We start from the raw sequence: 26,465 nt of genomic DNA, 5'->3' as shown, positions 1-26,465 counted from the left end.
TCCGGAATGCAGAGAACCGGATGCCGCATGGCAGCGCGCCGCACGACGGGTGGGGGTCAGCTGCTAAGGGCTCTCGGGGCAGACCCTCTCCCGCGGGCCGCCCGAGAGGAGGACGATGGAATCGTGGTCCGCAGGTGGGTGTGCCTCGCGACGCTCGGCCCGATCGGGGTCGCCGCGCTGGTCTACGTCGTCGTCGTGCGGGGCTTCATCGAAGGCGATGCCGACCACGGGCTCGCCTGGCCGCTCCTCGGGGCGCTGCCGCTGTTCGTGTTCGGCATGTGGCTGCTCACGGTGTCGGCGTCGCGGATCGCGCTGCTCATCGCTCTCGGGTCGACCGCGATGCTCGTCGGCTCGGCGTACGAGACGTTCCTGCAGCGCAACATCGAGATCATGACCGAGCCGTGGTTCCCGTTCTTCAACGTGCTGGGCCTCTCCGCCGATGCTGCCGCGACCTCGGCGCTCCTGATCGTCTTCGCGACCTTCCCGACCGGTGACGTCGAGCACCGATGGCAGCGCGTCGCCGTCGCGTTCCTCTGGACCCCGTTGCTCGTCGGGCCGCTGACGCTCCTGACGACGCCGCACGTCGTGATGTCGCAGTACATCGGCATCAGTGGCGATGCGATCGCCAACCCCTACGCCGTGCCGTGGCTGGAGTGGGCGGCGCCCGCGGTGGAGGTCCTGGTCGTGCAGGCGTGGCCGGCCGCCGCGCTCGGTCTTGCGGTGCTCGGCTCCCGTGCGATCTTCGGCACGCCCGAGGTGCGCGCTCGTACGCGGGGGATGGGCCTGACGGTCGCCGCGGCCATGGTGGCCTTCGTGCTGTGGACTTTCCTCCCCGGGAGTTGGGTCGTCGAGGTGCTCGTCTACGCGTCGCTCATCGCCCTGCCGGTCGCGGCGGTGCACGGCATCTTCCGCTCGGGGGCATTCGACATCGCCCCCGGAGACCGGGGCCGCATGGTGGCGCGTTCGTCGAACCTGCTTATCACGGTGATGTACGCGGCGGGGGTCGCGATGCCGGCGATCCTGCTCTCCGGTCGGCTCAGGGTCGTTCCCGCCGTGCTCGTCACGACGATCGTGGCCGTGCTGCTGCTCCCGGTGCGCACCTGGATGCAGCGGTGGATCCACCGAGCGCTCTTCGGAGATCGTGAGCGACAGCTGACGATGCTCGGCGAGCTCGGCGCGCAGCTCGAGCACGCCGGTGAGCCGCGAGAACTGCTCAGCCGGCTCGCCGAGGCGGTGCGCGCGGGCCTCGATGCCTCGTGGGTGCGCATTCGCGTCGCGTCGACGAATGGCGCGCTCGTCGCGATGCCCATGGTCGTCGCCGGCGACCCGGCTGTCGCCGGTGAAGCCGAGCCCGCCGCCGCAGAGTCCTGCGACCTGCTGCACGGCGACGAGACGCTCGGCCGCATCGAGCTGGGGCCCCGGCATCGGGGCGAGTACTCCGATGATGAGCGCACGCTGCTGCGTACGGTCGCCGGGCAGGCGGCTGCCTCCGTCGCCAACGTGCTGCTGACCGCTCAGCTCGCGGAGCAGCTCGATGAACTGACCGCTTCGCGCGAGCGGCTCGTGGCCGTGCAGGACGACGAGCGCCGGCGCCTCGAGCGCGACCTGCACGACGGCATCCAGCAGGACGTCGTGGCCCAGATCGCCGGATTGCGCCTGGCCCGCAACCGGCTGCAGCGCGGCGAGCTCACGGCGGCGGAGCTCGAGGAGCTGCAGGACCAGGCGCGCGCGACGCTCACCGACCTGCGCGAGTTCGCCCGGGGTATCCACCCGCCCGTGCTGAGCGACAACGGGCTCGTCGCCGCCGTGGAGTCGAGCGTGGCGCGGTTCCCCATTCCGCTCACGGTCGAGGCGAACGAGCGGGTACGCGCCGAGCGATTCCCCGACGAGGTCGAGACGACCGCCTACTACGTCGTGCGCGAGGCCCTCGCCAACACCGCGAAGCACGCGAACGCGACCCATGCGTCGGTCGGGCTCGCCCGCAGCGACGGGCACCTGCGCATCGCGATCAGCGACGACGGTTGCGGCATCGGCCAGGCAGACCCGGTCGGCTCGGCAGGCCTGGCAGGCTCGGCCGGCAGCGTCGGTGCGGCCTCCGTGACGGACCGGCCGGGCCGGGCGGCGGTGTCGCACGGCGGGCTCGCGAACATCCGCGACCGGGTCGCCGCATTGCGAGGAACGGTGCGCGTCTCGCGGAACGAGCCCTCGGGCACGGTCGTGCTCGTCGACCTGCCGCTCGACGTCGGCCCCGCGGCATCCGCTCGTGAGGAGGCGCCGGTTGGATGACCCGGGCGTGCTGCGCGTCGTGATCGCCGAGGACAACTACCTCGTGCGCGAGGGCGTGCGGCGCCTGCTCGAGGACTCGGGCGAGGTCGACGTGGTCGCCTCGGTCGGCAACGGCACCGAACTGCTCGACGCCGTGCGCCGGCTCGCGCCGCACGCGGTGCTCACCGACATCCGCATGCCGCCCGGCCATCACATGGAGGGCATCGAGGCCGCGCACGCCATTCGCGCCTCGTCGCCGTCGACGGGGGTGGTCGTGCTCTCGCAGCACGCCGACGAGAGCTACGCGTTCGCCCTGTTCGCCAACGGGTCGGCCGGGCTCGGCTACCTGCTGAAAGACCGCATCGGCGACCTCGAGGACCTCGTGCACGCACTGCACGAGGTGCACGCGGGCGGCTCGGTGATCGATCCGCAGATCGTCGACGCCCTCGTGCGCCGTCGCAGCGCGGCCGGGGCGTCGAGCCCGCTCGCGACGCTCTCGCCGCGTGAGCTCGAGGTGCTGCGCGAGATGGCCGCCGGCAAGACGAACGGGGGCATCGAGCAGGCGCTGTTCCTGTCGACGTCGACGGTCGAGAAGCACGTGAATGCGATCTTCACGAAGCTGCGGCTGCCCGAGACGGGTGTGCACCGGCGGGTCGCCGCGGTGCTCGCGTTCCTGAAGGACGACGCGGGCGAAGTTCGGTCGGGTGAGCGCTGAGCCCTCGTCGACCACCCTTGTGGGCTCACCCGTCCTGCGGCAGGGTGGCGGCATCGAGCTCGAGCGGCTGCCCCGCATCGACGACGTGCTCGCCGAGCGCCGACGGTGGATCCGGGCGCAGCGCGGTGGCATCTGAGCCCGAGCTCTGGGCGCTCGCCCCGGCGCTACCCGAGCGGGTCGCGCGCGAGCGGAGCGCTCTCGAGCTCGTCGAGCAGTGCCGTGCCCAAGGCATCCCGTGCCACCTGCTCGCCGAGTCGCGCGGCCGCCTGCCGGTAGCGGTCGTCGCCGAGCACGCGGGCGATCGCCCTGCTGATCTTCTGCGACGAGGAGCGGCGCGAGATGGCGACCCCTGCACCTCGCTCCGTGACACGTACGGCGTTGTCGGCCTGGTCGCGGCCGTGGTGCAGCACGACGAGCGGAAGCCCGGCGGCGAGCGCCTTGATGACCGTGCCGTGGCCGCCGTGCGTAACGACGAGGCTCGCCTCCCGCATCACGAGGTGGTGCGGGGCGGACGCCACGACGGTCACGTTCGCGGGAGCGGTGATCGTACCCGGCTCGACGGCCGGCCCCGTGGTCACGACTCCGCGAACCGGCAGGTCGCCGAGCGCGTCGGCGATGCGCTGCAGGCACTCCACGTGGTTCTGGAACGTCGAAGACATCGCGACCAGCACGAGCGGGTCGTCGCCGGTCGGCGGCGTCCACGGCACGTCGGCAGCCCAGCTCGGGTCGTCGAGCACCGGCCCGACGTAGCGGGCGTTGGCCGGCAGCTCGGCGGGGAAGTCGAACGCTGCGGAGGTGAGCACGAGCTGCCGGCGCGCGTGCTGCATCTGGTTCCACATCGTCGCGACCGGCTCGAGGCCGTGGTCGGTGCGCACGGCGTTGAGGGGTTCGAGCGCGAACCGATCGAAGAGGCGCCGGCCGGCCGCTCCGAACGCCCGGTCGCGGAGCGCACCCATCGGCCCGTGTGCCGGCGCGAGTCCGACGCCGAACGGCGGCATGCCCTTCGCGGGCAGCGCGTAGGTGTTCGGCATCAGGAGGTCGAACGGCACCCCGCGCGACTCGGCTGCGATCATGGCGCCGACGGCGAACGAGGAGACCACGACGAGGTCGGGCCGGAGCTCGTCGATCGCCGCGACCGCGTCAGCCGCCTGCACGGGCGCGGGCCCGACGATCATCTGATCGGCCATTCCGCGCGCGATGCCGGGCGGCGTGCGGATCGCCCAGTCGTCGAACGGCTTCGTCACGCGCCCCGTCGTCGGACGGAACCTCGCGCCGGCCGTGAGCGCCGGTGCCTCCAACGGATCGTCCGCGAGCACCGTGACGCGATGACCGCGGTCGACGAGTCGCCGCACGACCCCCATCTCGGGAGGAACCGTGCCGCCGGCGTCGGTGAGCACGAACAGGTACGTGCGATCGCTCATGAGCCCGCACCCTACGCCCGACCTGCCCCCGCGGCATCCGTGCGTGCGCTGAGTCGGGTCGCACTCGTCGGCGATCGGCGCGACAATGGGGGTTGGATCGAAGGGGCACGGCATGGCAGAGCTGAACACAGGGTCGACGACGGATGCATCGGCGGGGGCGTCGGCTCCCGAAGCCGCACCCGCACCGCACGGTCCGGGGCACCACGCCCTCGGTTGCCCCGAGTGCTTCGAGGAGCTGCAGCGCAACCAGGACTGGTGGAAGGCGCGCCCCGAGGGCGCACGTCTCGTCGGTCTCGTCGTCGCCCGCGACGACATGCCCTCGGTCGTCGAGCAGCGGAACGACCTCGCCGACTTCGGCGTCGCGATCCTCGACTTCAAGCACCCCGCAGCCGAAGCACCCGAGACCTGGGAGCAGCGGCTCGGCCGCCTGTTCGGCACCCTGCGCGCCGGCGACGTGCTCGTCGTGGCGAACGAGCGTGCGCTCGGCCGCGATCGCGACGAGGTCACCCGCACGATCCGCACCCTCGCCCGGCACAACCTCGTGGTGAAGGTGCTCAGCCACGGCGCACCGCACCTCGAGGACGCTCGCGCCTGAGCGCTCCGCTGCCCGGCGCCCGACGCTGAGACCGCCTCGCCGGTAGTCTCCACACATGAGCACGACGGATGTCGAGACCCCGGTCGGACTCACGAGCGCCCAGGCCGCCGAGCGTGTCGCCGACGGCCGGTCGAATGCGTTCACGCAGCAGTCGAGCCGCAGCGTCTCGAGCATCATCCGGGCGAACGTGCTCACCCTGTTCAACGGCATCATCGCGGCCTGCTTCCTCGTGCTGCTCCTGCTCGGGCGGTGGCAGGACGCCCTGTTCGGCATCAGCGCCGTCGCGAACACCGTCATCGGCTCGGTGCAGGAGTTCCGCGCGAAGGCGGCGCTCGATCGGCTCGCACTGCTGCACGCGCCCCGGGCGCGGGTGCGCCGTGACGCCGCCGTGATCGAGGTCGCCGTCGGCGAGGTCGTGCTCGACGACCTGCTCGTGCTGCGCGCGGGGGACCAGGTTCCGGCCGACGCGCGCGTCGCGGCATCCGCTCGTCTGCAGCTCGACGAGTCGATGCTCACAGGGGAGTCCGACGCCGTCGACAAGGGGCCCGGCGACGAGGTGCTCTCGGGTTCCGTGGTGATCGCGGGCGAAGGCGAGGCGATCGTGGTGCGGGCGGGCGCGGATTCGTTCGCGAACAAGCTCGCGTCGCAGGCGAAGAAGTTCTCGCTCGTGGCGAGCGAGCTGCGAACGTCGATCGACAAGGTGCTGCGCGTCGTGTCGTGGATCGTCGGGCCGATCGCGCTGCTCGTCTTCAACGCGCAGATGTTCGTGTTCGGCGGGTGGGAGCAGGCGATCGAGTCCGGCGACTGGCGTCAGGCGGCCGTCAACACGATCGCCGCACTCGTCGCGATGATCCCGCTCGGGCTCGTGCTCATGACGAGCATCGCCTTCGCGGTCGGGGCGGTGAAGCTGGCCAGGCAGCAGGTGCTCGTGCAGGAGCTCGCGGCGGTCGAGGGCCTCGCACGAGTCGACCTGATCTGCCTCGACAAGACCGGCACGCTCACCGAGGGAAGCATCGCGTTCGACGCCGAGCACCCGCTCGAGGCCGGCGAGGGTGTCGCGGGTGGTGCTGCGGCGTGGCGCAGGGTGCTCGCCTGGAACGGCATCGAACCCGACGCGAACGCCACCGCCCGCTGCCTCGCCGACGCCTACGGCGACGTGCCCGCTGCGGCGCCCACGGCGCGAATCCCGTTCTCGTCGGCGCGCAAGTGGAGCGCGGTCGCGTTCGCCGCCGGCACGGATGTCGCGGGCAGCTGGGTGCTCGGCGGCCCGGAGATGGTCTTCCCCGACAATCGGTTGGCGGGCGACTCACGGGAGCTCGCGGCATCCGGCCTGCGCACGCTCGTGCTCGCTCGCAGTGCCGAGCCGCTCGACGAGGAGGCGGAGGCGCTGCCCGACGGGCTCGAACCGGTCGCGCTCGTGACGTTCCGCGAGCGGGTCCGGCCGGATGCCGCGGAGACCCTCGCGTACTTCGCCGAGCAGGGCGTGGCTGTGCGCATCATCTCCGGCGACAACCCTGCGACCGTGGCTGCGATCGCGCGCAGCGTGGGGCTCGATGCCGCCGACGGCTTCGACGCCCGGCAGTTGCCCGACGACCCGGCCGAGCTCGCAGCGGTGCTGTCGCAGCACCTGGTGTTCGGGCGCGTTACGCCCGACCAGAAGAAGGCCGTGGTGATCGCGCTGAAGCAAGCGGGTCACACGGTGGCGATGACGGGCGACGGCGTCAACGACGCACTCGCGATCAAGGAGGCCGACATCGGCATCGCGATGGAGTCGGGGTCTCCGGCGACGAAGGCCGTCGCCCGCATCGTGCTGCTCGACGGCAAGTTCTCGCACCTGCCTCGCGTCGTCGCCGAGGGCCGTCAGGTGATCGCGAACATCGAGCGCGTCTCGATGTTGTTCCTCACCAAGACGGTCTACGCGACCGGGCTCGCGCTGCTCTTCGGCGTGTTCGTGCTCGCCTTCCCGTTCCTGCCGCGCCAGCTCTCGGTGATCGACGGTCTCACGATCGGCATCCCGGCCTTCTTCCTCGCGCTCATGCCGAACACGCGGCGCTACGTACCCGGGTTCCTGCGGCGGTCGCTGAGCTTCGCGATTCCGGCCGGTGTCGTCGTCGCGGTCGCACTGTTCGTCTACAGCTGGGCGGCGACGCAGGCCGGCATCGGCGAGGACGAACTGCGCACGGGCTCGACCCTGCTGCTCACCATCAACGGGCTGTGGGTGCTGATCGTGCTCTCGCGGCCGATCGACGGATGGAAGATCCTCATCATCGGGGCGATGATGGTCGGCCTCATCCTCGTGTACTCGGTGCCGCTCGTCACGGAGTTCCTGGTGTTCGTCGACCCATCACCTGTGACGGCGGCGCTCGTGCTCGCCGTGGCGGTCGTGAGCATCGGCGCGATCGAAGTCATTCGGTTCGCGCACCGGCGGTACGTGCGAAGAACCGCGCAGTTCGACCCGTCCACAACACCGTGATCGCCGTTGTCGCGAGTACGAGGCCGACGAGCACGAACCAGAGCCCGGGCGAGGCGATCAGGACCACCACGTCGAGCGCGATGGTGATGCCGAGCAGCACGGTGACGAGCACGCGGGCGTCGAGCCGGGCTCGGGTGAGGCCCGCCGCGATCGCGATCACGAAGAGCCCGAGCAGCACCGTGCATGCCCCGGCGATCGTGACGACCACTCGCTCGGCGCCCTCCACGTCGGGGAGGTAGCGGGCGAACATGAGCGCGATGCCCGCGAGTACCTCGATCACGCCGGTGACGTAGCCGAGCACGACGGCGGCGATGAGCTCGGGCGGCGGTCGGTCGGTCATACCGGCGACCCTAGTCGAGCGGGCGTCGTCGCGCCGGGGTTGTCGCGCCGACGTCGTCACGCCGTGCCGTCGTGGCCTACGCCCGAGTGCGGATGCGCCCGGGCAGGAACGGCAGCGCCGGCGCCCGGTACTCGAGCGCCGGCGCATGGTGCGGCTCGAGTGCGAACTCGGCGCGGCCGAAGCGCCACATGCGGTTGAACAGGTAGACGCCGATCACCGCGGTCTCGTCGGCGGGGAGCTGCCAGGTACCGATGCCCCACTGCGCGGGCTGGCCGAGGCCCCCGATCACGAGGGTCGGCCTGACCCGGCTGTAGAGTGCGAACCACGGCTTGCGCAGGGTCAGTTCGATGCGTCGCGTGGCCGGAGCCGGCTCAGCGGATGTCACGCGCTCACCCAGCTCGCATCGGCCATGAGCTGTTCGAGGTCGATCGGGTCCGGGCTGGTCATTCCTCGATCGTCGCAGGTCCCGCCGGTTCGCACTGCACGAGCCGCGACATCCGTCAGCGTTCGTCGTCGTTCGAGGTGGGGCTGCTCGTGGCGGCCGCGTTCGTGGTGGGCATCGTCGAGAGGATGTCCCTGGCCTGTTCGGCCGCTCGGGCGATGCTCTCGGCGACGAAGTCGACGAAGCGCGCCATGTTCTGGAGGCGGTTGCCCGCAGGCGTGTCGCGACCGAACACGTTGACGCCGCGCCGGGCGGCCTCGGCGAGCTCGGCGTTGGAGCGGGCCGCGGCGATCATCGACTGGTACCAGGCGTCGTTGTCGGCCGAGTAGCGTTCGCGGCGGCCGGCCTCGACCTCGCGGCGCACGAGCCCCACGTTCTCGAGCAGGGCGACCGCCTTGGAGACCGACGCCGGGCTGACCTGGAGGCGCTGCACGAGTTCCGCTGCCGTCAGGCTGCCGGCATCGGAGGTGTAGAGGCAGGTGAGCACCGAGGCCGCCATGCGGGGGAGCCCCGACTGCATGAGGATCGTGATGAACGCCTCCTCGTACTCGTGCACGGCGTCGGGGTCCCGGCCGTGGGCCGGCGCGGGTGCGCCCGTGCCGCGCGGTGCCGCCGGCTTGCGCTGATGGGTGCGGCGCTCAGTGGCCCGCTGGGCGAGATCGGCACGATAGGCCCCGGGTCCGCCGTTGCGCATCACTTCGCGGGTGATCGTCGAGGTCGGGCGGTCGAGACGCCTGGCGATCTCCGCGTAGGCGAGGTCGTCGGCGAGGCCCAGCGAGATCTGCTGGCGTTCGTGCTGGGTGAGCCTGCCTCCCGGCATGGTGGCCTCCTTCGTCGACGGAATGCCTCCAGTATGACGTTCGTTCCACAACCATTGCAACGAGCATTGTGCTCGTCATTGCGTTGAAATCGAAGCTGTTGCAACGATTATATGTACCTGATCAGCATTTTAGAATGCCGAATGCAATTCCATTGTTGCGCAAGTTGTGAACGCAACGTAGCGTTACCAACATCAGAAACACCACTGGAACGCAACACCGACTCGAAGGAATCATCATGCTGCAGAAGTTCGACACCCCCGCCCCCATCGCCGCCGTGCTCGACATCTCGGCGGGCCGCGTGCAGGTCATCGCCGCCGACCGGGCCGACACCACGATCGAGGTTCGCCCCGCCAACGCGTCGAAGAGCCGCGACGTGAAGATGGCCGAAGAGACGACGATCGACTACCGCGACGGCGTGCTGCGCGTCGCGACGCCCGCCGGCAACCAGATCCTCGGCCCGTCGGGATCGGTCGAGATCACGGTGCAGGTGCCGGCCGGCTCCCGTGTCGAGGCGAAGGCGGCCGCGGCCGAGTTCCGCGGCGTCGGACGCCTCGGCGACGTCGAGTTCGCGGGCGCCAACGGCACGGTCAAGATCGACGAGGCCGCGAGCGTGCGTCTGTCGGCGCTCGCCGGCGACGTCGTGGTAGGTCGCCTCAACGGCCCGGCCGAGATCAGCACCCAGAAGGGCGACATCCGCATCGCCGAGGCCGTGCGCGGCTCGGTCGTGCTGAGCGCACAGGCCGGCAACCTGTCGGTCGGCGTCGTGCCCGGGGCATCCGCCACGCTCGACGCAGGCACCAGCTTCGGCCGCGTGCAGAACTCGCTCAACAACACCAAGGGCGCCGACGCCGAACTCGCCATCACGGCGACCACCGCGTACGGCGACATCGAGGCACGCAGCTTCTGAGCCGCCTCCGCCGCACGACGCGAGCCGCTGATGCCCGACCGGGCGTCAGCGGCTCGGTCGTTCCCGGGGCGTGGGGATCGGAAGCGGTACCGAAGTACCGAAGTACCGAAGTACCGACGTACCGACGTACCGACGTACCGACGTACCGACGTACCGAAGTTCGGAGATACGGTCACTGCTCTGGCGCCTGGTGCGCCACGCTCATACGCTGCAGGGGTGATCAGCGACCGAGACCTCGCCCGGTGGCGGCTGCACTCGCAACGGCTCGCCGCACCCGCCGCGACGGCGGAGGACGTCGTGCGCACCCTCGCCGCCGTGCAGGCCGAGAACGCCTCGCAGTCGGCGTGGGCGGTCGCAACGCGCACCTCGTCCCCGCGGCAGGGCGATCTGGCCGACGCGCTCACCGAGGGCCGCATCCTTCGCATCCACGTACTGCGGTCGACCTGGCACTACGTGCACGCCGATGACGCGCTCTGGCTGCAGGAGCTCACCGCGCCGCGCGTCATGCCGATCTTCGAACAGCAACTGCGGCCGATCGCCAACCGGCTCGGCATGCTCGGCGACGCCGTCGAGACGATGCTCGCGGACTCGCCCGACCGCACCAGGGGCGACATCGCCGACGCGCTGGCCGAGCGAGGCGAGCAGGTCACGGGCCAGCAGCTCATGCTGCTGCTCGGTCGCCTCGAGGTGCAGGGCCGCATCTGCAGCGGCGCGCCGCGAGACGGCGAGCACACCTACGCGCGCTTCGCCGATCGCGTGCCGGCACCGCGTCGCCTCGACCGCGACGAGGCTCTCGCCGAGCTCGCCTTGCGGTACTTCACCTCGCACGGCCCGGCCACCGATCGAGACCTCGCCTACTGGGCGACCCTCACCGTGACCGACGTGCGGCGGGGCATCGCCGCGGCCGGCGACCGTCTTGCCTCGTTCGAGCACGATGGCCGCACCTTCTGGCATGCGCCAGGCGAAGCCCCGGCATCCGCTGCGCCCGCCGGTCACCTGCTGCAGGTGCTCGACGAGATGTACCGCGGCTACCAGGACTCGCGCTGGGTCGTCGACGCCGACGGCGTGGTGCCGCGGGCGCGGGAGACGGCGATCGGCATGGCGCTCGTCGACGGGCAGCTCGTCGCCGGCATGAAGCGCACGGTGACGGCGAAGGCGGTCGCGTTCGCGGTGCACCCGCATCGCCCGCTGTCGCCGCGCGAAATCCGGGCGATTCAGGATGCCGCGGACCGGTACGGCGAATTCCTCGGGCTCGAGGCGAAGGTGCGACTCGACGGCAGCTGACTCGCCCGCGCGATGCAGACTCGATCGACCCCGTGACATCCGGCGCTCGAAGGCGCAGTCTGGAATGCATGGGAACAGTGACGATCTCCTTCGAAATGACCCTCGACGGCGCGTTCGACCAGATGGAGCAGTGGTTCGACGACAACGATCCCGATCTGGTGCGCCACTCCGACGAACTCGTCTTCGGCGCCGACGCGGTGCTGCTCGGCCGTGAGAGCTACGAGTTCTTCCGCGAGTACTGGCCGAAGCAGACTGACGAGCGCGGCTTCGCCGCGCACTACAACGCCCTGCCGAAGTTCGTCGCATCGACGACGCTCACGGGCCCGCTCGACTGGAACTGCACGCTCATCGAGGGCGACGTCGTCGAGGCGGTGCGTGGCCTCCGCGAACGGTACGGCTCGATCATCTCGCACGGCTACGGGCAGTTGGCGGCCACCCTCGTGGACGCCGGGCTCGTCGACGAGGTGCACGCGGGCATCCATCCGTTCATCGTCGGCAACGCCGAGGGCCGGCTGCGCTCGCCGCACCCGGTGGGATTCCGGCTGCTCGACGTGGAGGGCTCCGAATCGGGCACCATCTTCGCGAGGTACGCGCCGGCGCAGCGGTAGCGGGGGTCTCGGCACCGGGTCCCGGGCGTCGCGAATTCGCGGATGCCGCGGCATCCGCCCCTCTAACATGAGCGGGTGGACTTCTCCTTCGCATTCACGCCCGATCTCATCGCCGTCTTCGTGACGCTGTTCGTGCTCGAGGTCGTGCTCGGCGTCGACAACGTCATCTTCATCTCGATCCTCGCGTCGAAGCTCCCGAAGGAGCAGCAGGCACGGGCTCGCAACCTCGGCCTCACGCTCGCCATGGTGATCCGCGTGATCCTCGTGTTCTTCGCGGGATGGATCATCACGCTGAAAGAGGACGTCGTCGTCTGGTTCGGCATGGGCTTCTCGGTGAAGGACTTCATCCTCATCGCCGGCGGCCTGTTCCTCGTCTACAAGGCCGTCACCGAGATCCACCACAAGCTCGAGGGTGCCGAAGAGGAGCACGGCGGTGCCGCGCCGAAGCGCATCACCTTCAGCTCGGTGCTCCTGCAGATCCTCGCGCTCGACATCGTGTTCTCGCTCGACTCGGTCATCACGGCCGTCGGCATGACCGAGAACCTCGTCGTCATCGTCACCGTCGTCGTGCTCTCGTTCGGCATCATGCTCTTCGCGTCGCGCTTCATCTTCTCGTTCGTCAACCAGCACCCGACGGTGAAGATGCTCGCGCTGTCGTTCCTGCTGCTCATCGGTGTGTTCCTCATCGCCGAGGGCTTCGGCGTGCACATCGACAAGGCCCTCATCTACGCCCCGATGGCGTTCGCGATCCTCGTGGAGGCGCTGAACCTCGTCGCCTCGTCGCGGAAGGCCAAGCGCGAGCAGCGTCGCCAGGAGGCCGTGCAGCTGCGCCCGCAGTACCCCGACGTCGACGAGTCGGTCGCGGTGTCGGCCGCGCTCTCGAGGGGCGAGGGTGCCGGCTCGGTCGGCCTGTCGAACCGCCCGGTCGAGGGCGAGTCGGATGCCGCGGAGGAGCGCGCCGGGCTCGGTTGAGCGTCAGTGGATCGTCAGTGGAGTGCGTCAGCGTGGGTCGGCGTCAGCGCTGAAGATCGACCGGGACACCGTCTGCGCGACTCCGGGCGGCGGCCTCCACGATCGCGACGGTTGCGACGATCTCCGCCGGCGGCACGGTGGGGAGGCCGCTTCGACACGATGCCACGATGCTCGTGAGCAGCCCGACGAGCATGCCTTCGCTCGCCTCGATCGCGAACGCCTGCGACCCGTTCGGGGAGTCGATCACCCCGCGGGTGACGGGGTGCCAATCGGCGTCGCCGCCGAGCACCGCGACGCGGCCGTCGGCCCACGTCGCTACGACGCGATCGCCGGTGGCATCGACCGTCGCGCAGTCGGGACCGAGCGCGGCGACCGCGAGGTCCACGAGGTGCACGCCGTACCAGGCGAGGAAGGGGTGGTTCGGTTGCTCGGGCAACGGACCGTCGAGGTCGATGCGCTCGGCGTCGCCCGCGGCCGCCAACGCGCGGCGGAACTCCGGCGTGAACCGCTTCGGAGAGCCCGCCAGCACGAGGCATCCCTCTGCTGAGGCCTGCTCGAGCATCTCGATGGCCTCCTGGCGGGTTGGCGCGAACCGCGTGTCGATGTAGATCGGCTTGCCCAAAGGACTGAGGCGGCGCAGGTATCTCGGATGCGTTCGCGAGTCGCTCGCGACCACCAGCAGGGCATCGGATGCCTCGGCCACCGCCTCTGGCGAATCGAGCAACGGCACCCCGAGTTGGGCGACCTCGGCGGCGAGTTGCTCGTTGCGGTCGCGGCTCGGCGGGAAGTCCGCGACGGTGGGGCCCTGCCAGGCGGCGACGATGGTGCCGCCGGGTACGACGCCGGTGCGGCCGTCGCCGAGCAGTCGAGTGAACTGCACCGAGTGCGCGGAGTCCACACCGATGAGGCCGAAGCGGAGCGGCTGGGCGCCGGTCGGAGTCATCCCTTGACGCCGCTCGAGGTGATGCTCGCCACGATGTGCCGCTGCAGGAACAGGAAGATCACGAGGCAGGGGATGAAGCTGATGAGCGCCGCCGACATGATGTTCGCCGTCGACACGGTCTCGGTGTTCAGGGTCGCGAGGCCGACGGTGAGCGTGCGCGCCTCGTCGGACTGGCCGACGACGAGCGGCCAGAGCAGGTCGTTCCAGTGCCACAGGAAGACGAAGATGGCGAGCGTCGCGAGCACGGGCTTGATCAGCGGGAGCACGATCGACACGAAGGTCCGCCACTCCCCGGCCCCGTCGATGCGGGCCGCATCGAACAGCTCGTCGGGCAGGTCGCGCACGAACTGGCGGATGAGGAACACCGCTTGCGCGTTCGCGAGCGTCGGCAGGATGAGGCCCCAGAGCGTGTTCACGCCGCCCCAGCCGGCGACCATGATGAACATCGGGATGAGGGTCGCCTGCATCGGCACCATGAGCGTCGCGACGATCGACCACAGGATGATGTTGCGCCCGGGGAATCGCTTGCGGGCCAGTGCATACGCCGCCATCGACGCCGTGAACAGGATGACGACGACGGAGATCACCGAGTAGAGGAACGAATTCGTGAGCCACGTCGTGAACTCGCCGACGTTCAGGATGCGGATCAGGTTGTCGAGGGTCAGCTCGGTTGGGATCGCGTACGGGAGCGTCGGGGCGTTCTCGGGGGAGAGGGCCAGCACGACGACCGCGATGAGCGGCGCCACGGTGAAGAGCGAGACGACGATCAGCAGGATCAGCAGGCCGGTCTGCCTCCGCTTCGCCGGTCGGCGACGGGCGCCGTTGCGGCCGGGGACCTGCCCGGGTCGGGGGTTCCCGCTCGTGGGTTCGCCGGCACGGCGGGTCTGGGGAAGGGCGGTGGTGCTCACAGCTCCTCCTTTCCTTCGAAGAAGCGTCGCTGCACGAGGGAGAGCACGAGCACGATCGCGAACAGCACGATGCCGATGGCGGCGGCGTAGCCGAAGTCGAAGTACTTGAAGCCCTCGTCGAACAGGAAGTAGATGAGGCTGTAGCTGGCGCGGGCCGGGCCGCCGGCGGTCATGACGTAGATGGTGTCGAAGACCTGGAATCCGATGATCGTCTCGATGACCAGCACGAAGAACAGCACCGGCTTCAGCAGCGGGAAGGTCACGTGCCAGAACCCCTTCCACGCGTTCGCGCCGTCGATGCGGGCCGCCTCGTGCACTTCGGCGGGCTGCGCCTTGAGGCCGGCGAGGAAGATGAGCATCGAATAACCGAAGCCCTTCCAGACCGAGACCATGGCGAGTGAGGCGAGCACGAGCCACTGCTCGCCGGAGAGGAAGAGCACGGGGCCGAGGCCGACCGTTTCGAGCGCGGCGTTCAACGGACCGTCGATCGCGAAGATCCACGTCCAGATGATGCCCGCCAGCACGAACGAGCTGAGGTACGGCACGAAGAGCAAGGCCCGGAACACGCCGTTGTAGCGCACGAGCTTGTTCAGCAGCAGGGCGCCGACCAGCGAGACGGCGATGATGAGCGGCACGAAGATGCAGACGTACCCGAGGGTCACGCCGAGCGACTGCCAGAAGTGCGGGTCGCTGAAGAGCCGGGTGTAGTTCTCGGCACCGAGGAAGGTGACGTCGCCGTTCAGTCGGTACTCGGTGAGGCTCATGGCACCGGCGCCGCCGATGGGAAGGAACTTGAACACCGCGAAGATCACGAGCGTCGGGAGGATGAAGAGCAGGCCGGCGACGGCTTCCCGTCGATTGGCGCGACGTGCGCCTGCCGGCCGGCGCGGTGCGCCTGTGCGCCGTGCTGTGGTGGCGGTCATGAGTGGGTCCGATCGACGAGCTGGGCGGATGCTTCGGGGCGGGCCGAGGGTCGACGTGCGACCCCCGGCCCAGACGGGTCAGGCGCGGTCGAGCTCGGCGCGGGCTTCGTCCGCGGCCTTCTCGAGGGCTTCCTTGGGCGACAGATCACCCGCGAGGGCGGCCTGGATGTACGGGGCGAGCACGCCCATCACCTGACGGGCGACCGGCGACGGCTCACCGGGGTTCGCGGACTCGAGGGCGCTGCCGAGCGCCTCGAAGTCCGGGCCCTCGCCGGGCGCGCCGACATCGGTGCGGGTGGGGAAGTTCACGGCGGCGGCGTTCAGCGCGGACTGCTGCTCGGCCGAGGTGAGGAACGACAGCACCGCGTACGCGGCCTCCCGGTTCTCCCTCTTGTTGATGGAGGTGAGCGACAGCAGGCCCGGGTTGCCGTAGGTGGCCTGCACCTCGCCCTCGAGCGGCTCGCCGAGGGCGAAGGCGTCCTCACCGAGTGCGGCACGCATCTGGTTCACCTCGGGCAGGAAGGTGGTCGCGCGCATCGCGGCCTTGCCGGAAGCGATCGGCGCGCCCTCGACGGCGGGGCCCGCGGTTGCGGCATCCGCCGGCAGCCCGCCGGCCTCCTGGAGGTCGACGAGGAACTGGAGCGCCTCGACGCCTTCCTTCGAGTCGAACGCGATGTCGGAGCCGTCCTCGGTGAAGACCCGGCCGCCCGCCTGCCAGAGGAACGGGTAGAACGAGAGGTTGAGGGTCTGCTCGGTGCTGCCGGCGTAGTCCATCACCGCGATGCCCTGCTTCGCCAGCACGGGCGCCGCGTCGAGCACGTCGTCCCACGTCTTCGGCAGGTCGAGCCCCGCCGCCTCGAAGATCTCCGTGTTGTAGGCGGTCGTGAAGACGTTCTGGAACAGCGGAATGCCGTACAACTCGTCGTCGAAGGTCGCCGCCGACAAGGTTCCCTCGTAGAACGCGTCGCGATCCTCGGCGATCGCCTCGTCGACCGGCAGGAGGCCGCCGACGGTGAGGTAGGTGGCGGCCTGATCGGGCGTGATGAGCACGAGGTCGGGTCCGGTGTTGGCCGCGAGCGCGGCTGAGATCTGGGCATCGCGCTTGTCGAAGGTCTGCAGCTCGATCGTCAGGTCGACGCCCGGGTACTCCTCTTCGAACGCCGTCTCGGTGTCGGCCCAGTACTGCTTGCTGGCCGCTTCGTCCTTGATCACGGGGTACATCCACATCGTCACCTCGCCGGTGACCTCGCCATCGGCGGCGGGGGCGGTCGACGGGGTGTTCGAGGCGCAGGCCGTCAGGGCGAGCGCGCCGGCGGCGGCGACGGCCGCGAGCCGGAGGTGTCGTCTGGTCATGCTGTTCTCGCTTTCTCAGGGTGTTCCGGAAGCCTCGTCGGTTCCGGGATGGGGGTGGGAGTCAGGGCAAGGCGGGTTCCACGTCGCGCGCGGCTGCCTCGAGGGCGGCCAGCGCGAGTCGGTGGCGTCGCAGTTGGGGCTGCGGCGTGAGCAGGGGATCGCCGGTCTCGCGCATCCAGCCCAGGAGGGCGCCGGCGAGGGCGGAGTACGCCGCGCGGTGCGCGACATCGCCGGCGATGTTGGATGTCTCGTGCGGGTCGGAGCGCAGGTCGTACAACTCGACCGTTGGGCTCGTTCCGATCGTCGGCCCGGCGAGGTCGGCCGGTAGGCTGCGGTGGATCCACGACTGGGTCGGGTCCATCGCCCGCGGGGCGTTCGAGAAGTTCACGATGAGCTTGTGGCTCGTCGAGCGCACCGACCGCTTCGGGTCGTAGTAGGTGTGGTAGCTCAGCTGCGCGAAGGCGTGCTCGCGGCCCTCTGCACCGCGCTCGATCACGGGGACGAGGCTGTCGCCCGTCACCGTCTCGGGCGTCGCCAGGCCGAGCAGTTCGAAGAGGGTCGGCAGCACGTCGACGTGACTCACGAGTTCGTCGATGCGACGGCCCGCCCAGTCGCCGCGCCCGGGGGCGCGGATGAGCAGGGCCACGCCGGTGCCCGCGTCGTAGAGGGTGCACTTCGCGCGGGGGAGCGCGAGGCCGTGGTCGGTCGTGAACACGACGATCGTGCGTTCGTCGAGGCCGAGGGCGTGCAGCTTGGCGAGCACCCGGCCGACGCCTTCGTCCATCGCGCGGACCGCACCCTGGAGCTCGGCCATCTCGGTGCGAGCGCCCGCGTCGTCGTGCAGGTGCGCCGGCACGGTCACGCCGAGGCTCAGGTCGGGGTCGACGTTCTCACCGAGGAAGCCCATGACGCCGACGGGGTCGCGATCCGAGGGGGATCGATGCGGCTCGTTGAACCCGACCTGCAGGTAGAAAGGGGCGCCGTCGGCGCTCGCCGCGTCGAGCGCCTCGATCGCGCGCTCGGCGACGAGGTCGCGATCGCCGCCGGTGCGAACGCGGTCGAACCCGAGCCGCACGGCGATCTCGTCGTCGGCCAGCACCTTCGACTCGTGGTGCACGCCGACGAGCTCGGTTCGGTATCCGGCGGTGTGCAACCGGTGCGCGATATGCGTCGACGGGTCGTGCAGGTCCCAACCGAACGGCTCGTGGGTGAGCCCCAGCACGCCGTGCTGCTGCGGGTAGCTGCCGGTGAAGAGGGAGGCGCGTGCCGGGCTGCAGTGCGGCGCGGTCGAGAAGGCACGCTCGAACACCGTCGACTCGGCGGCGAGCGCGTCGAGGTGCGGGGTCGACACGGTGTCGACACCGTAGGTGCCGAGGAAGCGGCCGAGGTCGTGGCAGTGGATGATGAGGACGTTGTGGGGCATGTCATCCCATCCGTTCGACGTCGGTGCGAGTGAGGGCGTACTGCAGGGGGCGGCCGGCGAGGAATCGGCGGATCTCGTCGACGACGATCAGGCCCGCACGACGGCGGGATTCCACCGTGGCTCCGCCGAGGTGCGGGGTGACGAGCGCGTTCGGCAGTGCACGCCAGCGGTCGTCGAGCGGCTCGATCTCGAAGACGTCGAGTGCCGCGTCGAGGCGACCCGAGGCGACCTCGGCGTAGAGGGCGTCGGCGTCGAGGAGTTCGGCGCGGGCGGTGTTGACCACGAGCGCTCCGTCGCGGAGCAGGCCGAGTTCGGCGGTGCCGAGCATGCCGCGCGTCTCGGGCGTCGCCGGGGCGTGCAGCGCCAGCACCTCGCACTCGCGGAGCAGGTCGCCGAGGCTGCGCTGCATCGCGTGCAACGGGTCGCCCGCGGGCAGGTAGGGGTCGTAGACCGTGACGTCGGCGCGGAGCGCCGTGACGAGGTCGATGTACTGGCGCCCGGTGCGACTCGCGCCGATCACGCCGATGCGGCTGCCGCGGATCTCGCGTGCCCGCGGCACCTCGCGGGCCTCCCACCAGTCGCCGCCGCTGCGAAGCGCGTGGTCGGTGCGCTGCGTGCGTCGGAGCAGGGACATCGTGAAGGCGAGCGAGAGCTCGGCCACGGCCGGCGCCATCGCGGCGCCCGCCTGGGAGATCGGGATGCCGGTCGCCCAGAAGTCGTCGCTCGCGAGTGCTCGGAGCGAGGATGCCGCGTGCATGACGAACCGCAGATCGGGCGCGTCGGCAAGCCGTGCGGCGTCGAGCGTCGGGAACCCCCACGCGGTGATCGCGACCTGCACGCCCGAGAGTGCTGCGTGGAACGCGGCGGCGTCGGCCAGCCGACCGGGCTCGACGACGACGACCTCGCCGAGCTCGTCGAGCGCAGAGCGGGTCTCGGCGGGGAACATCGCGGCCAGTTCACGGGCGGGCACGCTGAGCAGGATGCGCACCTGCTCTGGGGGTTCGGGTTGCGCGGTCGCGCTGACTCCGTTGTCGTCGGTCATGCGAGCAGCGTAGATCGGACAATTGTGTTTTGTCAATGACCGAAGTAATAGAATGGCGATACGCTGCGATGGGTTCCCTCGATCTCGGCGGCCGACTCGACAGAATGGGGTTCGACGATGACCCGGCACACGACAGGACGACGGCGATGAAGCTGCGGGCGGGAAGCAAGGCGCTGATCCGCGAGATCAACGAGGCGCTCGTGCTCGACGTCGTCCGCGCCCGCGGCCCGGTCGCGCGCGCCTTCATCGCCGTGCAGACCGGGCTCAGTCCGGCGACCGTCACCGGCATCACGGGCAGGCTCCTGCACTCGGGCGTGCTCGTCGAGACCGATGTCGTGCGCGGTACCGGGGGGCGACCGGCGCGACTGCTCGAACTCGGGCGCGACGCGGTCTTCGCGATCGGCGTCCGACTGACCGCGCACGAGGCGTACGTCGCGTTGATCGACCTCGCCGGCGAGATCGTCGCCGACCACAGGGAGCCACTCGCCTCCACGGCCCTGGCCGATGCCGTCGACGCCGTCGTGCGCTCGGTCGAGACGGTCACGCATCGACAGCAGAGCGGCGAGGTGGTCGGCATCGGCATCGCCGTGTCGGGTGTGGTCGACCAAGCCGGCGGCCGGGTGCGGCACAGCGGCACGCTCGGCTGGGAGAACGTGGCACTCCGCGCGGAACTCGCCCGCGCACTCGACGCCCCTGTCGTGCTCGACAGCCACGTCAACGCGTTCGCGTCGGCCGGGCTGCTCTACGACGGGCGTCTCGAGGGCCGAGACCTCATCGTCTTCAGCGTCGGCCAGAGCCTCGGGGCCTCGCTCGTCGTGCAAGGGCGCATCCACCGCGGATTCGACGCCTCGGCCGGAGGCTTCGCGCACTGGCGCGCGGTGGGCGGCGCCGACCGCGCGTGTCACTGCGGGGCGCACGGATGCCTCGAGACCTGGGGGAGCGGGTGGGGCATCGAACGGGAGCTCGCTCGTCGAGGGGTCTCCGGGCTCGACGCGGACCCGGCGTCGGTCGAGCCGGTGCTCGATGACGCTGCTCGAGAGCTCGGCATCGCGATGGCGAACGCGAGCAAGATGTTCGGCCCCGAAGGGGTCGTCGTCGCCTTCGCGCCCGAGCTCGACATCCCGCGTCTCGCCCGCGGAGTGGAGGCCGCCTTCGAAGCCGAGTTCGTGCACGGCAACACCGCGGCTCCGCACCTCGATGTCGTCGTGGGTGCCGAGGCCGAGGTGGCGAAAGGGGCCGCCTACGAGGTGTTGTCGCCGTTGTTCACCGCCGAGGTCGCGCAGCTCGACGAGTCCGACGTCGTCGACGCGCTCGCCTGACCCGCCTGGTCAGCCGACCGCCCCGTCAGCCGACCCGCGTGAGGAATGCGAGCACGCGCTCCGTGAGCAGCTCCGCGGCTCCGGCGTCGTAGCTCGGCAGGCTGGAGTCGGCGAAGTAGTGCTGGTCGCCCGGGTAGAGGAACAGCTCGGCGTCGTCGGCGACCTCCACCAGTTCGCGCGCGGCCTCGACGTCGCCCTCGTCCATGAAGATCGGGTCGGCATCGGCGCCGTGGATCTGCACCGGCACGCCGGCCGGCCAGGAGCCGAACTCGTCGACGGGCAGGCACGAGTAGAAGAACAGTGCGCCTCGCGCGCCGGCGCGGGTCTGGGCGAGCTTCTGCGCGGGCACGACGCCGAGCGAGAACCCTCCGTAGACGAGCTCGTTCGGCAGGCTCGCAGCAGCACGCTCGCCACGCGCCATGATCTCGTCCCAGCCGACCTCACGGGCGTAGCCGACGCCCTCGTCGATCGTCGCGAACGTGCGACCCTCGAAGAGGTCGGGCGTGTGCACCGTGTGTCCGGCGGCACGCAGTTCGTCGGCGAAGGCGTGCAGGCCCGTGGTGGGGCCGAGCGCGTGGTGGAAGAGCAGTATCTCTGACATCGTGTCCCCGTTCGAGAGCGATCTGGCGATTCCGATCGCGAAGTTACTCGCCCGGTCCGACATTGTCGACTGGGGCGAAGGCGGGTGCCCTCCCGCTCGGTGCGAGCGGGAGGGCACCCGTGCCATTCAGCCGGCGATCAGACCGGACCGGAGCGACTCAGCTCGCCGCGTAGATGCCGAGCTCCCAGATCGAGTAGCCCCAGGTCGACTTGCGGTCGATGCCCTGCATGCGCACGTACTGCACCGGCTCGCTCTCGTCGAAGGTGTAGACGTCGAGCGCGCAGGTCGAGTCGTCGACCGTGCGGATCGTCGTCCACGTCGTACCGTCGGTCGACGTCTGCAGCTCGTAGGCGGCCGCGCATGCGGCCTCCCAGTTGACGGTGATGCCGCGCACGACGGTCGGCTCCGCGAGCTTCACCTGCACCCACGAGTCGTCGCTGTAGCCCGACGCCCATCGGGTCGACGGGTTGTCGTCGTTGACGTTCTTCGCGCCGAACTGCGGCACCTCGGTGCTCGAGGCGGTCGCCGTGCCGCTCGGCGCGACGTTGACGACATCGCCCGCGTCCCACATCGCGAGCGTGAACCCGATGCGACCGTGGAAGGCGTCGAGCACGCCGTCGGCGATGCGCACCTTGGCCTTGCCCCACGAGTTGTCGGGCGGGTCGACGACGACCGCGGCCGCTTGCGCAGCCGTGGCCTTCGCCGAGGCGGCGAGGGCATCGGATGCCGCGGTGTCGCCGTCGATCCTCGCCTGCACGGCGTCGAGCAGCTCGACCGTCGACTCGCCCCAGAGGGCCGCGGCATCGAGCCAAGGGTCCGAGTCCGACACGAAGGCAGGGTCGGTGGTGCCCGAGCGGATCGCCTCGGGGGCGTCGGCGATGGACTGGGCGTAGCCGCGCAGCCCGGCGACGGCGCCGGCCCGGTCGCCCGCGCTCCAGGTCTCCCAGAACGTCGCGATGTGTGCGGCGAGCTCGGGAGCCTGCGGCTGCCAGGGTGCCCCGAAGCTCGGCGCGAGGTGGTTCAGGTCGGCGAAGACGCGGAGCGCAGCGGTCGTCGCGGCATCCCCGTTCGCGAGGTGATCGAGGGCACGCGACCAGTTGTGCCCGGCGTCGTACGCCGCGTCGTTCCACGTGAAGTCCGCGACGCCGAAGATCGCGATCTTGCTGGCGGCCGCCTGGTTCATGGGGTTCGAGACAATGCCGGCGAGGTGCTCGCCGAGGCCGGCCTCGCGCTTGTCGTACGGCGCCATGAGCAGTCGCCCTGCGGTGTTGCCGTAGTCGTTGACCGGGTAGTTGTCCCAGAGGAAGGTGGGGCCGCCGAAGACCGTGGCGGCCTGCTGCGCCTGGGCGACCGTCACCGACTGGGGCACGACGCCCTCGCCGGTCCACATGACGACGATGTCCTCGTCCATGGTGCGCAGGGCCGTCTTGTAGCCCGAGTCTGCGGTGTTCGAGTATTCGGTCGGCACCATCTGCAGCGGATTCACGCCCTCGTGCGTCTCGACGAACTCCCGCTGCACGCGGTCGAGGAAGGCGGCCTGGGCGACGCCCGCCGTGCGGGCGCTCGGTGCACCGAACGTCGTGCGGTCGCCGTCGCAGTGCCAGCGACCGTAGTCGATGTCGTCGAGCGGGATGTTGAAGGCCCGGACGCCGAGGTCGTACATCTGCTGCAGCTTCGCCGCGACCGCCTGGTAGTCGCCGTCGCTCGAGTAGCAGACGGTATTGCCGGGGGAGAGGGCGAAGGTGAAGCGCACGTGGTTGTCGGTCGCGGTCGTCACGAGCTCGCCGAGCTCCGCGAGCTTGTCGGCGGGGTAGGGATCGCGCCAGCGATCGCGGTGGTACGGGTCGTCCTTCGGCGCGTAGATGTACGTGTTGGCCTTGACGTCGCCGTAGAACTCGAGCTGGTCGAGTCGCTCGTCGTGCGACCAGGGCTCGCCGTAGAAGCCCTCGATCGTGCCGCGGAGCGGCATCGAGGGGAAGTCGGTGATCGCGGCACCCGCGATGCGGTAGCCGCCGTCGTCGTCCTTCGGTACGAACAGCTGGTCGAGGGTCTTGACGGCGTAGTACTGGCCGGCCGCGTCGGCGCCCCCCAGCGCGACCGTGCCGAGCGGCCCGGCGGATGCATCGGCCAGGAGCGCGTACCCCTCGGCGTGCGTCGGCGCCTCCGTCGAACCGAGCGCACTGTCGATGTCGGCCCTCGTGGCTGCGCCCAACTTGATCGTGAGCGGCGCCCGACCCGTCGCCGTCGCGCGCTCGTCGATGCGGTCGACGCCGTGCTCGCTCAGGGTCTCGCGCAGCTCGGCCAGCGCCGCGGCATCCGTGTCGTCATCGACGACGATCTCGACCCGGCCCGGCACGTTGAGGTCGGAGCCGGCGCGGGTGATGGACTGCGGTGTCGGGCTCACCGCCGGTAGCGGGCCCGATGGCGGTGCCGCTGAGGCGGAGAGCGGCGTGAGCATCCCCGCCATGGCCACGGCGGAGATGCCCACCGTGGCGACCGTCTTGCGAATGGACTGCATCGTTGCCTCCAACTGTCTCGACGAATTCGAGTCAACGAAGTGCCGAGATCCGGTCAGCACCACTTTGTTGACTAGGTAAACTAAGCGTTCTCGACGCTATGTGATCCCAAGTCCGAGCGTCAAGGGGCAAGATGTCATCGTGCAGGCATCGGCCCGAGACCGCCGGCACGACCCGAGGAGACCATCACCGTGAGCACCGCCGATCCGCAGCGCAAGTCCGACCTCCTGCGCCGCTTCGCGCGCTCGGGCCAGTCCGAGTCGCAGACGGGCATCCGGCGCGAGCACCTCCTCCGGGCGCTCGGCCTGATCGCACGTGAGCCCGCGCCGGTCACGCGAGCGGTCATCGCCCGGCGCACCGGCCTCACCTCCGCGACCGCGTCGTCGCTCGTCGCCGAACTGATCGCGCTGGGCCTCGTCGTCGAGACGGGTCGTGCCGAGAGCACCGGCGGCAAGCGGGCGACCCGGCTCGAGCTCGAGAGCGACGCGTATCTCATCGTGGTGGCGGTGGTCCGCACTCGCGCGATCGACACCGCGCTCGTCGACCTCGCGGGGCGCACGGTCGAGAGCCGCCGCCTCGACGTCACCGGGGGTATGGAGGTCTCGACCGTCGTCGATGCGATTCGCGGGCTGACCGACGGGCTCGAATCGCGGGTGCTGGCCGCGTGCGTGCAGGTGCCCGGCGTCACGGCCGCGGGCGTCGTCGTCGACAGCGTGCAGCTCGGCTGGCGCGACGTGCCGCTCGCCCGCATCCTCGAATCCGAGATCGGCGCCCCGACCTCGGTCGTGAACGACGTCGACGCCGAGGCGCTGACCGAGGCGGTCGACGCCGACGATCGGGCCATCCGTCTTGTCGTGCACCTCGGCGAGGGCGTCGGCGCCGCCATCACGACGGGCGGCTCCCTGATGACGGGCGCCACCGGCCGGGCGGGCGAGATCGGGCACGTTCGCGTGATCTACGAGGGCGCGCGCTCCAGGTGCCGGTGCGGCGTGTCCGGATGCCTCGAATCGGCCACCTCGATGAGCGCGATGCTCGGCGACACGTACACCGACGAGCTCGACGAGCACGACACGACCCTGCTCGCGTCGACGGCCGAGGCACGGGAGCGCATGGGCTTCGGTGCCCGAGCGCTCGCGCGCGCCCTGCGCATCAGCTCGGCGCTGATCGACCCCGAAGAGATCGTCATCGCCGGAGCGGCGCCGGCGCTCGGCCCGCACTTCCTCGGCACGCTCCGCGACGAGTACGAGATGTATCCGGCCAAGGGGACGACGCAGGTGGCGATCCGCTACGGCCGCCCCGAGCTCAGCCGGTACCTCGGTCCGGCGAAGTTCGCGCTCGCGCCGGTGCTCGGCGACGCCCTGCCGCTCACGCAGGCGCGCTGAGCCGCTTTCGCCGGTTGGCGATCTCGGAGGTCGCCACGATGACGACGAGCACGGCGACGGCCCCGGCCATCGCGTACGCGGCGTCGACGACCCACGCGGCGACGCCGAGCGCGATCGTCAGCACCAGGGCCGGGATCGCCCAGCCGAGCACGGCGCTCAGGGGACGCCCGAAGCGCAGCGAGATGATGGCGTTCGTGCCGTAGAAGATCGCGATGCCGCCGCACAGGGCGATGGCCGAGGCCTGGGGGAGCGGTTCGTCGGGATGCTGGATCGCGCTGTCGAGGGCGCCCGACACCGCAGTGACGCCGACGACGATGAGGAAGGGCAGGAACCCGACGGTGTCGCGGATCGCCCGGAAGTCGCCGGCCTCGCGCAATTCGTCGAGCCCGACTCGCATCGCATCGGTGCCGTACATGAAGAACGACCACGCGAGGAGCGAGATCGTCGCGAGGCCGAGCATCCCCACGATGCCGGAGGGGAGGTTCCAGCTCTCGTTGAGCGCGCCGACCGTGGAGAGCACCGACTCGCCGAGCACGATGACCACGAGCAGGCCGAACCGCTCGGAGAGATGCTCGGTGTTCATGCGCGGCAGCACGCGCGCCGCCCAGTTGCTGCTGCTCGTGACGAGCAGCGTCACCTCGACGACGATGCTGAGACCCCAGAGCGCGAACATCCACGGGCTCGGCAGCCAGATCGAGACGAACCAGAGCACGGCCGTCACGCCGTTGTAGACGAGCAGCCGGGTTCGCGACGCCGCGCCGCTGCCCCATGACTGCGTGATCCACAGGCCGAGCAGCACGAGCCTGAGCGCGGCGTTGCCCGCCGCGAACAGCCATGCCCGCTCGCCGGTCGCTTCGGGGGCGGCGACGGCGATCGCCCCGACTGCGAACATCGCGGCGAGCATGACGAGGGCGAGCTGCCGGCGGCTGAGCCACGGCATGACGTTCACGGTGAAGGTCAGGTTGACCCACGACCACCAGACCGAGGCGAACAGTGCCGTGAACAGCAGCAGCCCGGCGATCGACGGGTGGTCGTGCAGCGGGTGGGCGAGCTGGCCGACGAGGGCCACGAAGATGAGGTCGAAGAACAACTCCATCCAGTGGGCACGCGACGGGTCGCGGTCTGCGACGGTGATCTGCCCGGATGCCTCGATGCTCATCGCGAGCCCGCATCAGGGCTGCCGGACTCGGACATCGTGAACCTCCTCGTTCG

Annotated in this window: 24 protein-coding genes; 11 read left to right on the top strand and 13 right to left on the bottom strand. The window is 70.4% G+C overall.

Annotation, left to right across the window (positions count from 1 at the left end; all coding sequences use genetic code 11):
• Positions 1-123 precede the first annotated feature (123 nt).
• The 3 genes from ASD23_RS01055 to ASD23_RS19165 are packed head-to-tail and all read left to right on the top strand — an operon-like array spanning position 124 to position 3,116.
• Positions 124-2,286, top strand: a complete 2,163-nt coding sequence (locus ASD23_RS01055) for a sensor histidine kinase (RefSeq protein ID WP_157376969.1) — start codon at positions 124-126, stop codon at positions 2,284-2,286.
• On the top strand, positions 2,279-2,980 hold the full coding sequence (locus ASD23_RS01050) for a response regulator transcription factor (protein ID WP_235507592.1): 702 nt from the start codon (positions 2,279-2,281) through the stop codon (positions 2,978-2,980). Before ASD23_RS01055 ends, ASD23_RS01050 begins: the two co-directional genes overlap by 8 nt.
• Positions 2,970-3,116 carry a hypothetical protein gene (locus ASD23_RS19165; protein ID WP_165877398.1) on the top strand — a complete coding sequence of 49 codons (147 nt, stop codon included), beginning with the start codon at positions 2,970-2,972 and terminating at the stop codon, positions 3,114-3,116. Before ASD23_RS01050 ends, ASD23_RS19165 begins: the two co-directional genes overlap by 11 nt.
• Positions 3,117-3,144: 28 nt before the next feature.
• On the opposite strand, the gene ASD23_RS01045 is transcribed toward ASD23_RS19165, so the two are convergent.
• Entirely contained in the window at positions 3,145-4,401 is a 1,257-nt protein-coding gene (locus ASD23_RS01045) for a glycosyltransferase (protein WP_056005102.1), read from the bottom strand.
• A gap of 112 nt (positions 4,402-4,513) precedes the next feature.
• Between ASD23_RS01045 and ASD23_RS01040 the strand changes: the two genes are divergently transcribed.
• Positions 4,514-4,996: a dehydrogenase gene (locus tag ASD23_RS01040; RefSeq protein WP_056005101.1), complete on the top strand. Its 483-nt coding sequence runs from the start codon at positions 4,514-4,516 to the stop codon at positions 4,994-4,996.
• Positions 4,997-5,051: 55 nt separating this feature from the next.
• A complete protein-coding gene (locus ASD23_RS01035) occupies positions 5,052-7,469 on the top strand; it encodes an HAD-IC family P-type ATPase (RefSeq protein WP_056005099.1) in 2,418 nt (805 codons plus the stop codon).
• Here ASD23_RS01035 and ASD23_RS01030 read toward each other — a convergent pair.
• From ASD23_RS01030 to ASD23_RS01020, 3 genes are all read right to left on the bottom strand, one after another.
• The gene (locus ASD23_RS01030) at positions 7,402-7,809 is read right to left on the bottom strand and encodes a hypothetical protein (RefSeq protein WP_056005097.1); all 408 of its coding nucleotides are present in this window, start codon (positions 7,807-7,809) and stop codon (positions 7,402-7,404) included. The genes ASD23_RS01035 and ASD23_RS01030 overlap by 68 nt on opposite strands.
• Positions 7,810-7,885: 76 nt before the next feature.
• Complete coding sequence (locus ASD23_RS01025; protein ID WP_056005095.1) at positions 7,886-8,194, bottom strand: hypothetical protein; 309 nt, start codon at positions 8,192-8,194, stop codon at positions 7,886-7,888.
• Between the two features lie 115 nt (positions 8,195-8,309).
• Positions 8,310-9,071, bottom strand: coding sequence for a GbsR/MarR family transcriptional regulator (locus ASD23_RS01020; RefSeq protein WP_056005093.1), 762 nt, complete (start codon positions 9,069-9,071; stop codon positions 8,310-8,312).
• A gap of 236 nt (positions 9,072-9,307) precedes the next feature.
• Between ASD23_RS01020 and ASD23_RS01015 the strand changes: the two genes are divergently transcribed.
• The 4 genes from ASD23_RS01015 to ASD23_RS01000 all read left to right on the top strand — a co-directional run bounded on the left by ASD23_RS01015 (position 9,308) and on the right by ASD23_RS01000 (position 12,843).
• Positions 9,308-9,979: a DUF4097 family beta strand repeat-containing protein gene (locus ASD23_RS01015; RefSeq protein WP_235507591.1), complete on the top strand. Its 672-nt coding sequence runs from the start codon at positions 9,308-9,310 to the stop codon at positions 9,977-9,979.
• A 216-nt stretch (positions 9,980-10,195) separates the two neighbouring features.
• The gene (locus tag ASD23_RS01010) at positions 10,196-11,263 is read left to right on the top strand and encodes a winged helix DNA-binding domain-containing protein (protein ID WP_056005091.1); all 1,068 of its coding nucleotides are present in this window, start codon (positions 10,196-10,198) and stop codon (positions 11,261-11,263) included.
• A gap of 68 nt (positions 11,264-11,331) precedes the next feature.
• Positions 11,332-11,871 carry a dihydrofolate reductase family protein gene (locus ASD23_RS01005; RefSeq protein ID WP_082571076.1) on the top strand — a complete coding sequence of 180 codons (540 nt, stop codon included), beginning with the start codon at positions 11,332-11,334 and terminating at the stop codon, positions 11,869-11,871.
• A 75-nt stretch (positions 11,872-11,946) separates the two neighbouring features.
• Positions 11,947-12,843 (top strand): TerC family protein, encoded by an 897-nt coding sequence (locus tag ASD23_RS01000; RefSeq protein ID WP_056005087.1) that lies wholly within the window; start codon positions 11,947-11,949, stop codon positions 12,841-12,843.
• 43 nt (positions 12,844-12,886) lie between these two features.
• Here the strand turns inward: ASD23_RS01000 and ASD23_RS00995 are convergent, their stop codons facing one another.
• The 6 genes from ASD23_RS00995 to ASD23_RS00970 form a co-directional block, all read right to left on the bottom strand.
• Positions 12,887-13,786 (bottom strand): Gfo/Idh/MocA family protein, encoded by a 900-nt coding sequence (locus ASD23_RS00995; protein ID WP_056005085.1) that lies wholly within the window; start codon positions 13,784-13,786, stop codon positions 12,887-12,889.
• Positions 13,783-14,694: a carbohydrate ABC transporter permease gene (locus ASD23_RS00990; RefSeq protein ID WP_235507590.1), complete on the bottom strand. Its 912-nt coding sequence runs from the start codon at positions 14,692-14,694 to the stop codon at positions 13,783-13,785. Before ASD23_RS00990 ends, ASD23_RS00995 begins: the two co-directional genes overlap by 4 nt.
• The gene (locus ASD23_RS00985; RefSeq protein ID WP_056005083.1) at positions 14,691-15,617 is read right to left on the bottom strand and encodes a carbohydrate ABC transporter permease; all 927 of its coding nucleotides are present in this window, start codon (positions 15,615-15,617) and stop codon (positions 14,691-14,693) included. Before ASD23_RS00985 ends, ASD23_RS00990 begins: the two co-directional genes overlap by 4 nt.
• Before the next feature lie 78 nt (positions 15,618-15,695).
• Positions 15,696-16,970: an ABC transporter substrate-binding protein gene (locus ASD23_RS00980; protein WP_056005081.1), complete on the bottom strand. Its 1,275-nt coding sequence runs from the start codon at positions 16,968-16,970 to the stop codon at positions 15,696-15,698.
• 61 nt (positions 16,971-17,031) lie between these two features.
• Positions 17,032-18,393: a sulfatase family protein gene (locus tag ASD23_RS00975; protein WP_056005079.1), complete on the bottom strand. Its 1,362-nt coding sequence runs from the start codon at positions 18,391-18,393 to the stop codon at positions 17,032-17,034.
• Between the two features lies 1 nt (position 18,394).
• Positions 18,395-19,435, bottom strand: coding sequence for a hydroxyacid dehydrogenase (locus ASD23_RS00970; RefSeq protein WP_056005078.1), 1,041 nt, complete (start codon positions 19,433-19,435; stop codon positions 18,395-18,397).
• Positions 19,436-19,581: 146 nt separating this feature from the next.
• Between ASD23_RS00970 and ASD23_RS00965 the strand changes: the two genes are divergently transcribed.
• Complete coding sequence (locus ASD23_RS00965; RefSeq protein ID WP_056007512.1) at positions 19,582-20,754, top strand: ROK family protein; 1,173 nt, start codon at positions 19,582-19,584, stop codon at positions 20,752-20,754.
• Positions 20,755-20,779: 25 nt separating this feature from the next.
• Here the strand turns inward: ASD23_RS00965 and ASD23_RS00960 are convergent, their stop codons facing one another.
• A complete protein-coding gene (locus tag ASD23_RS00960; protein ID WP_056007509.1) occupies positions 20,780-21,355 on the bottom strand; it encodes a dienelactone hydrolase family protein in 576 nt (191 codons plus the stop codon).
• A gap of 157 nt (positions 21,356-21,512) precedes the next feature.
• Entirely contained in the window at positions 21,513-23,873 is a 2,361-nt protein-coding gene (locus ASD23_RS00955; RefSeq protein WP_056005077.1) for a beta-N-acetylglucosaminidase domain-containing protein, read from the bottom strand.
• A gap of 189 nt (positions 23,874-24,062) precedes the next feature.
• Between ASD23_RS00955 and ASD23_RS00950 the strand changes: the two genes are divergently transcribed.
• Positions 24,063-25,253: an ROK family transcriptional regulator gene (locus ASD23_RS00950; protein WP_056005075.1), complete on the top strand. Its 1,191-nt coding sequence runs from the start codon at positions 24,063-24,065 to the stop codon at positions 25,251-25,253.
• On the opposite strand, the gene ASD23_RS00945 is transcribed toward ASD23_RS00950, so the two are convergent.
• Positions 25,237-26,412, bottom strand: a complete 1,176-nt coding sequence (locus tag ASD23_RS00945; protein WP_056005072.1) for a low temperature requirement protein A — start codon at positions 26,410-26,412, stop codon at positions 25,237-25,239. The genes ASD23_RS00950 and ASD23_RS00945 overlap by 17 nt on opposite strands.
• Positions 26,413-26,465 lie beyond the last annotated feature (53 nt).

Origin of the sequence: Agromyces sp. Root1464 (assembly GCF_001427265.1) — a bacterium.
In the GTDB taxonomy this organism is placed as follows: domain Bacteria; phylum Actinomycetota; class Actinomycetes; order Actinomycetales; family Microbacteriaceae; genus Agromyces; species Agromyces fucosus.
The sequence above is the reverse complement of the archived record's forward strand: the minus strand, read 5'-3'. Positions and strand labels throughout refer to the sequence as shown.

What these genes read in the sequence shown, in the direction of transcription:
- ASD23_RS01045 (WP_056005102.1), bottom strand. Translation starts at nt 4,401, where the DNA reads ATGAGCGATCGCACGTACCTGTTCGTGCTCACCGACGCCGGCGGCACG.
- ASD23_RS01040 (WP_056005101.1), top strand. Translation starts at nt 4,514, where the DNA reads ATGGCAGAGCTGAACACAGGGTCGACGACGGATGCATCGGCGGGGGCG.
- ASD23_RS01035 (WP_056005099.1), top strand. Translation starts at nt 5,052, where the DNA reads ATGAGCACGACGGATGTCGAGACCCCGGTCGGACTCACGAGCGCCCAG.
- ASD23_RS01030 (WP_056005097.1), bottom strand. Translation starts at nt 7,809, where the DNA reads ATGACCGACCGACCGCCGCCCGAGCTCATCGCCGCCGTCGTGCTCGGC.
- ASD23_RS01020 (WP_056005093.1), bottom strand. Translation starts at nt 9,071, where the DNA reads ATGCCGGGAGGCAGGCTCACCCAGCACGAACGCCAGCAGATCTCGCTG.
- ASD23_RS01015 (WP_235507591.1), top strand. Translation starts at nt 9,308, where the DNA reads ATGCTGCAGAAGTTCGACACCCCCGCCCCCATCGCCGCCGTGCTCGAC.
- ASD23_RS01005 (WP_082571076.1), top strand. Translation starts at nt 11,332, where the DNA reads ATGGGAACAGTGACGATCTCCTTCGAAATGACCCTCGACGGCGCGTTC.
- ASD23_RS00995 (WP_056005085.1), bottom strand. Translation starts at nt 13,786, where the DNA reads ATGACTCCGACCGGCGCCCAGCCGCTCCGCTTCGGCCTCATCGGTGTG.
- ASD23_RS00985 (WP_056005083.1), bottom strand. Translation starts at nt 15,617, where the DNA reads ATGACCGCCACCACAGCACGGCGCACAGGCGCACCGCGCCGGCCGGCA.
- ASD23_RS00980 (WP_056005081.1), bottom strand. Translation starts at nt 16,970, where the DNA reads ATGACCAGACGACACCTCCGGCTCGCGGCCGTCGCCGCCGCCGGCGCG.
- ASD23_RS00975 (WP_056005079.1), bottom strand. Translation starts at nt 18,393, where the DNA reads ATGCCCCACAACGTCCTCATCATCCACTGCCACGACCTCGGCCGCTTC.
- ASD23_RS00970 (WP_056005078.1), bottom strand. Translation starts at nt 19,435, where the DNA reads ATGACCGACGACAACGGAGTCAGCGCGACCGCGCAACCCGAACCCCCA.
- ASD23_RS00965 (WP_056007512.1), top strand. Translation starts at nt 19,582, where the DNA reads ATGAAGCTGCGGGCGGGAAGCAAGGCGCTGATCCGCGAGATCAACGAG.
- ASD23_RS00960 (WP_056007509.1), bottom strand. Translation starts at nt 21,355, where the DNA reads ATGTCAGAGATACTGCTCTTCCACCACGCGCTCGGCCCCACCACGGGC.
- ASD23_RS00955 (WP_056005077.1), bottom strand. Translation starts at nt 23,873, where the DNA reads ATGCAGTCCATTCGCAAGACGGTCGCCACGGTGGGCATCTCCGCCGTG.
- ASD23_RS00945 (WP_056005072.1), bottom strand. Translation starts at nt 26,412, where the DNA reads ATGAGCATCGAGGCATCCGGGCAGATCACCGTCGCAGACCGCGACCCG.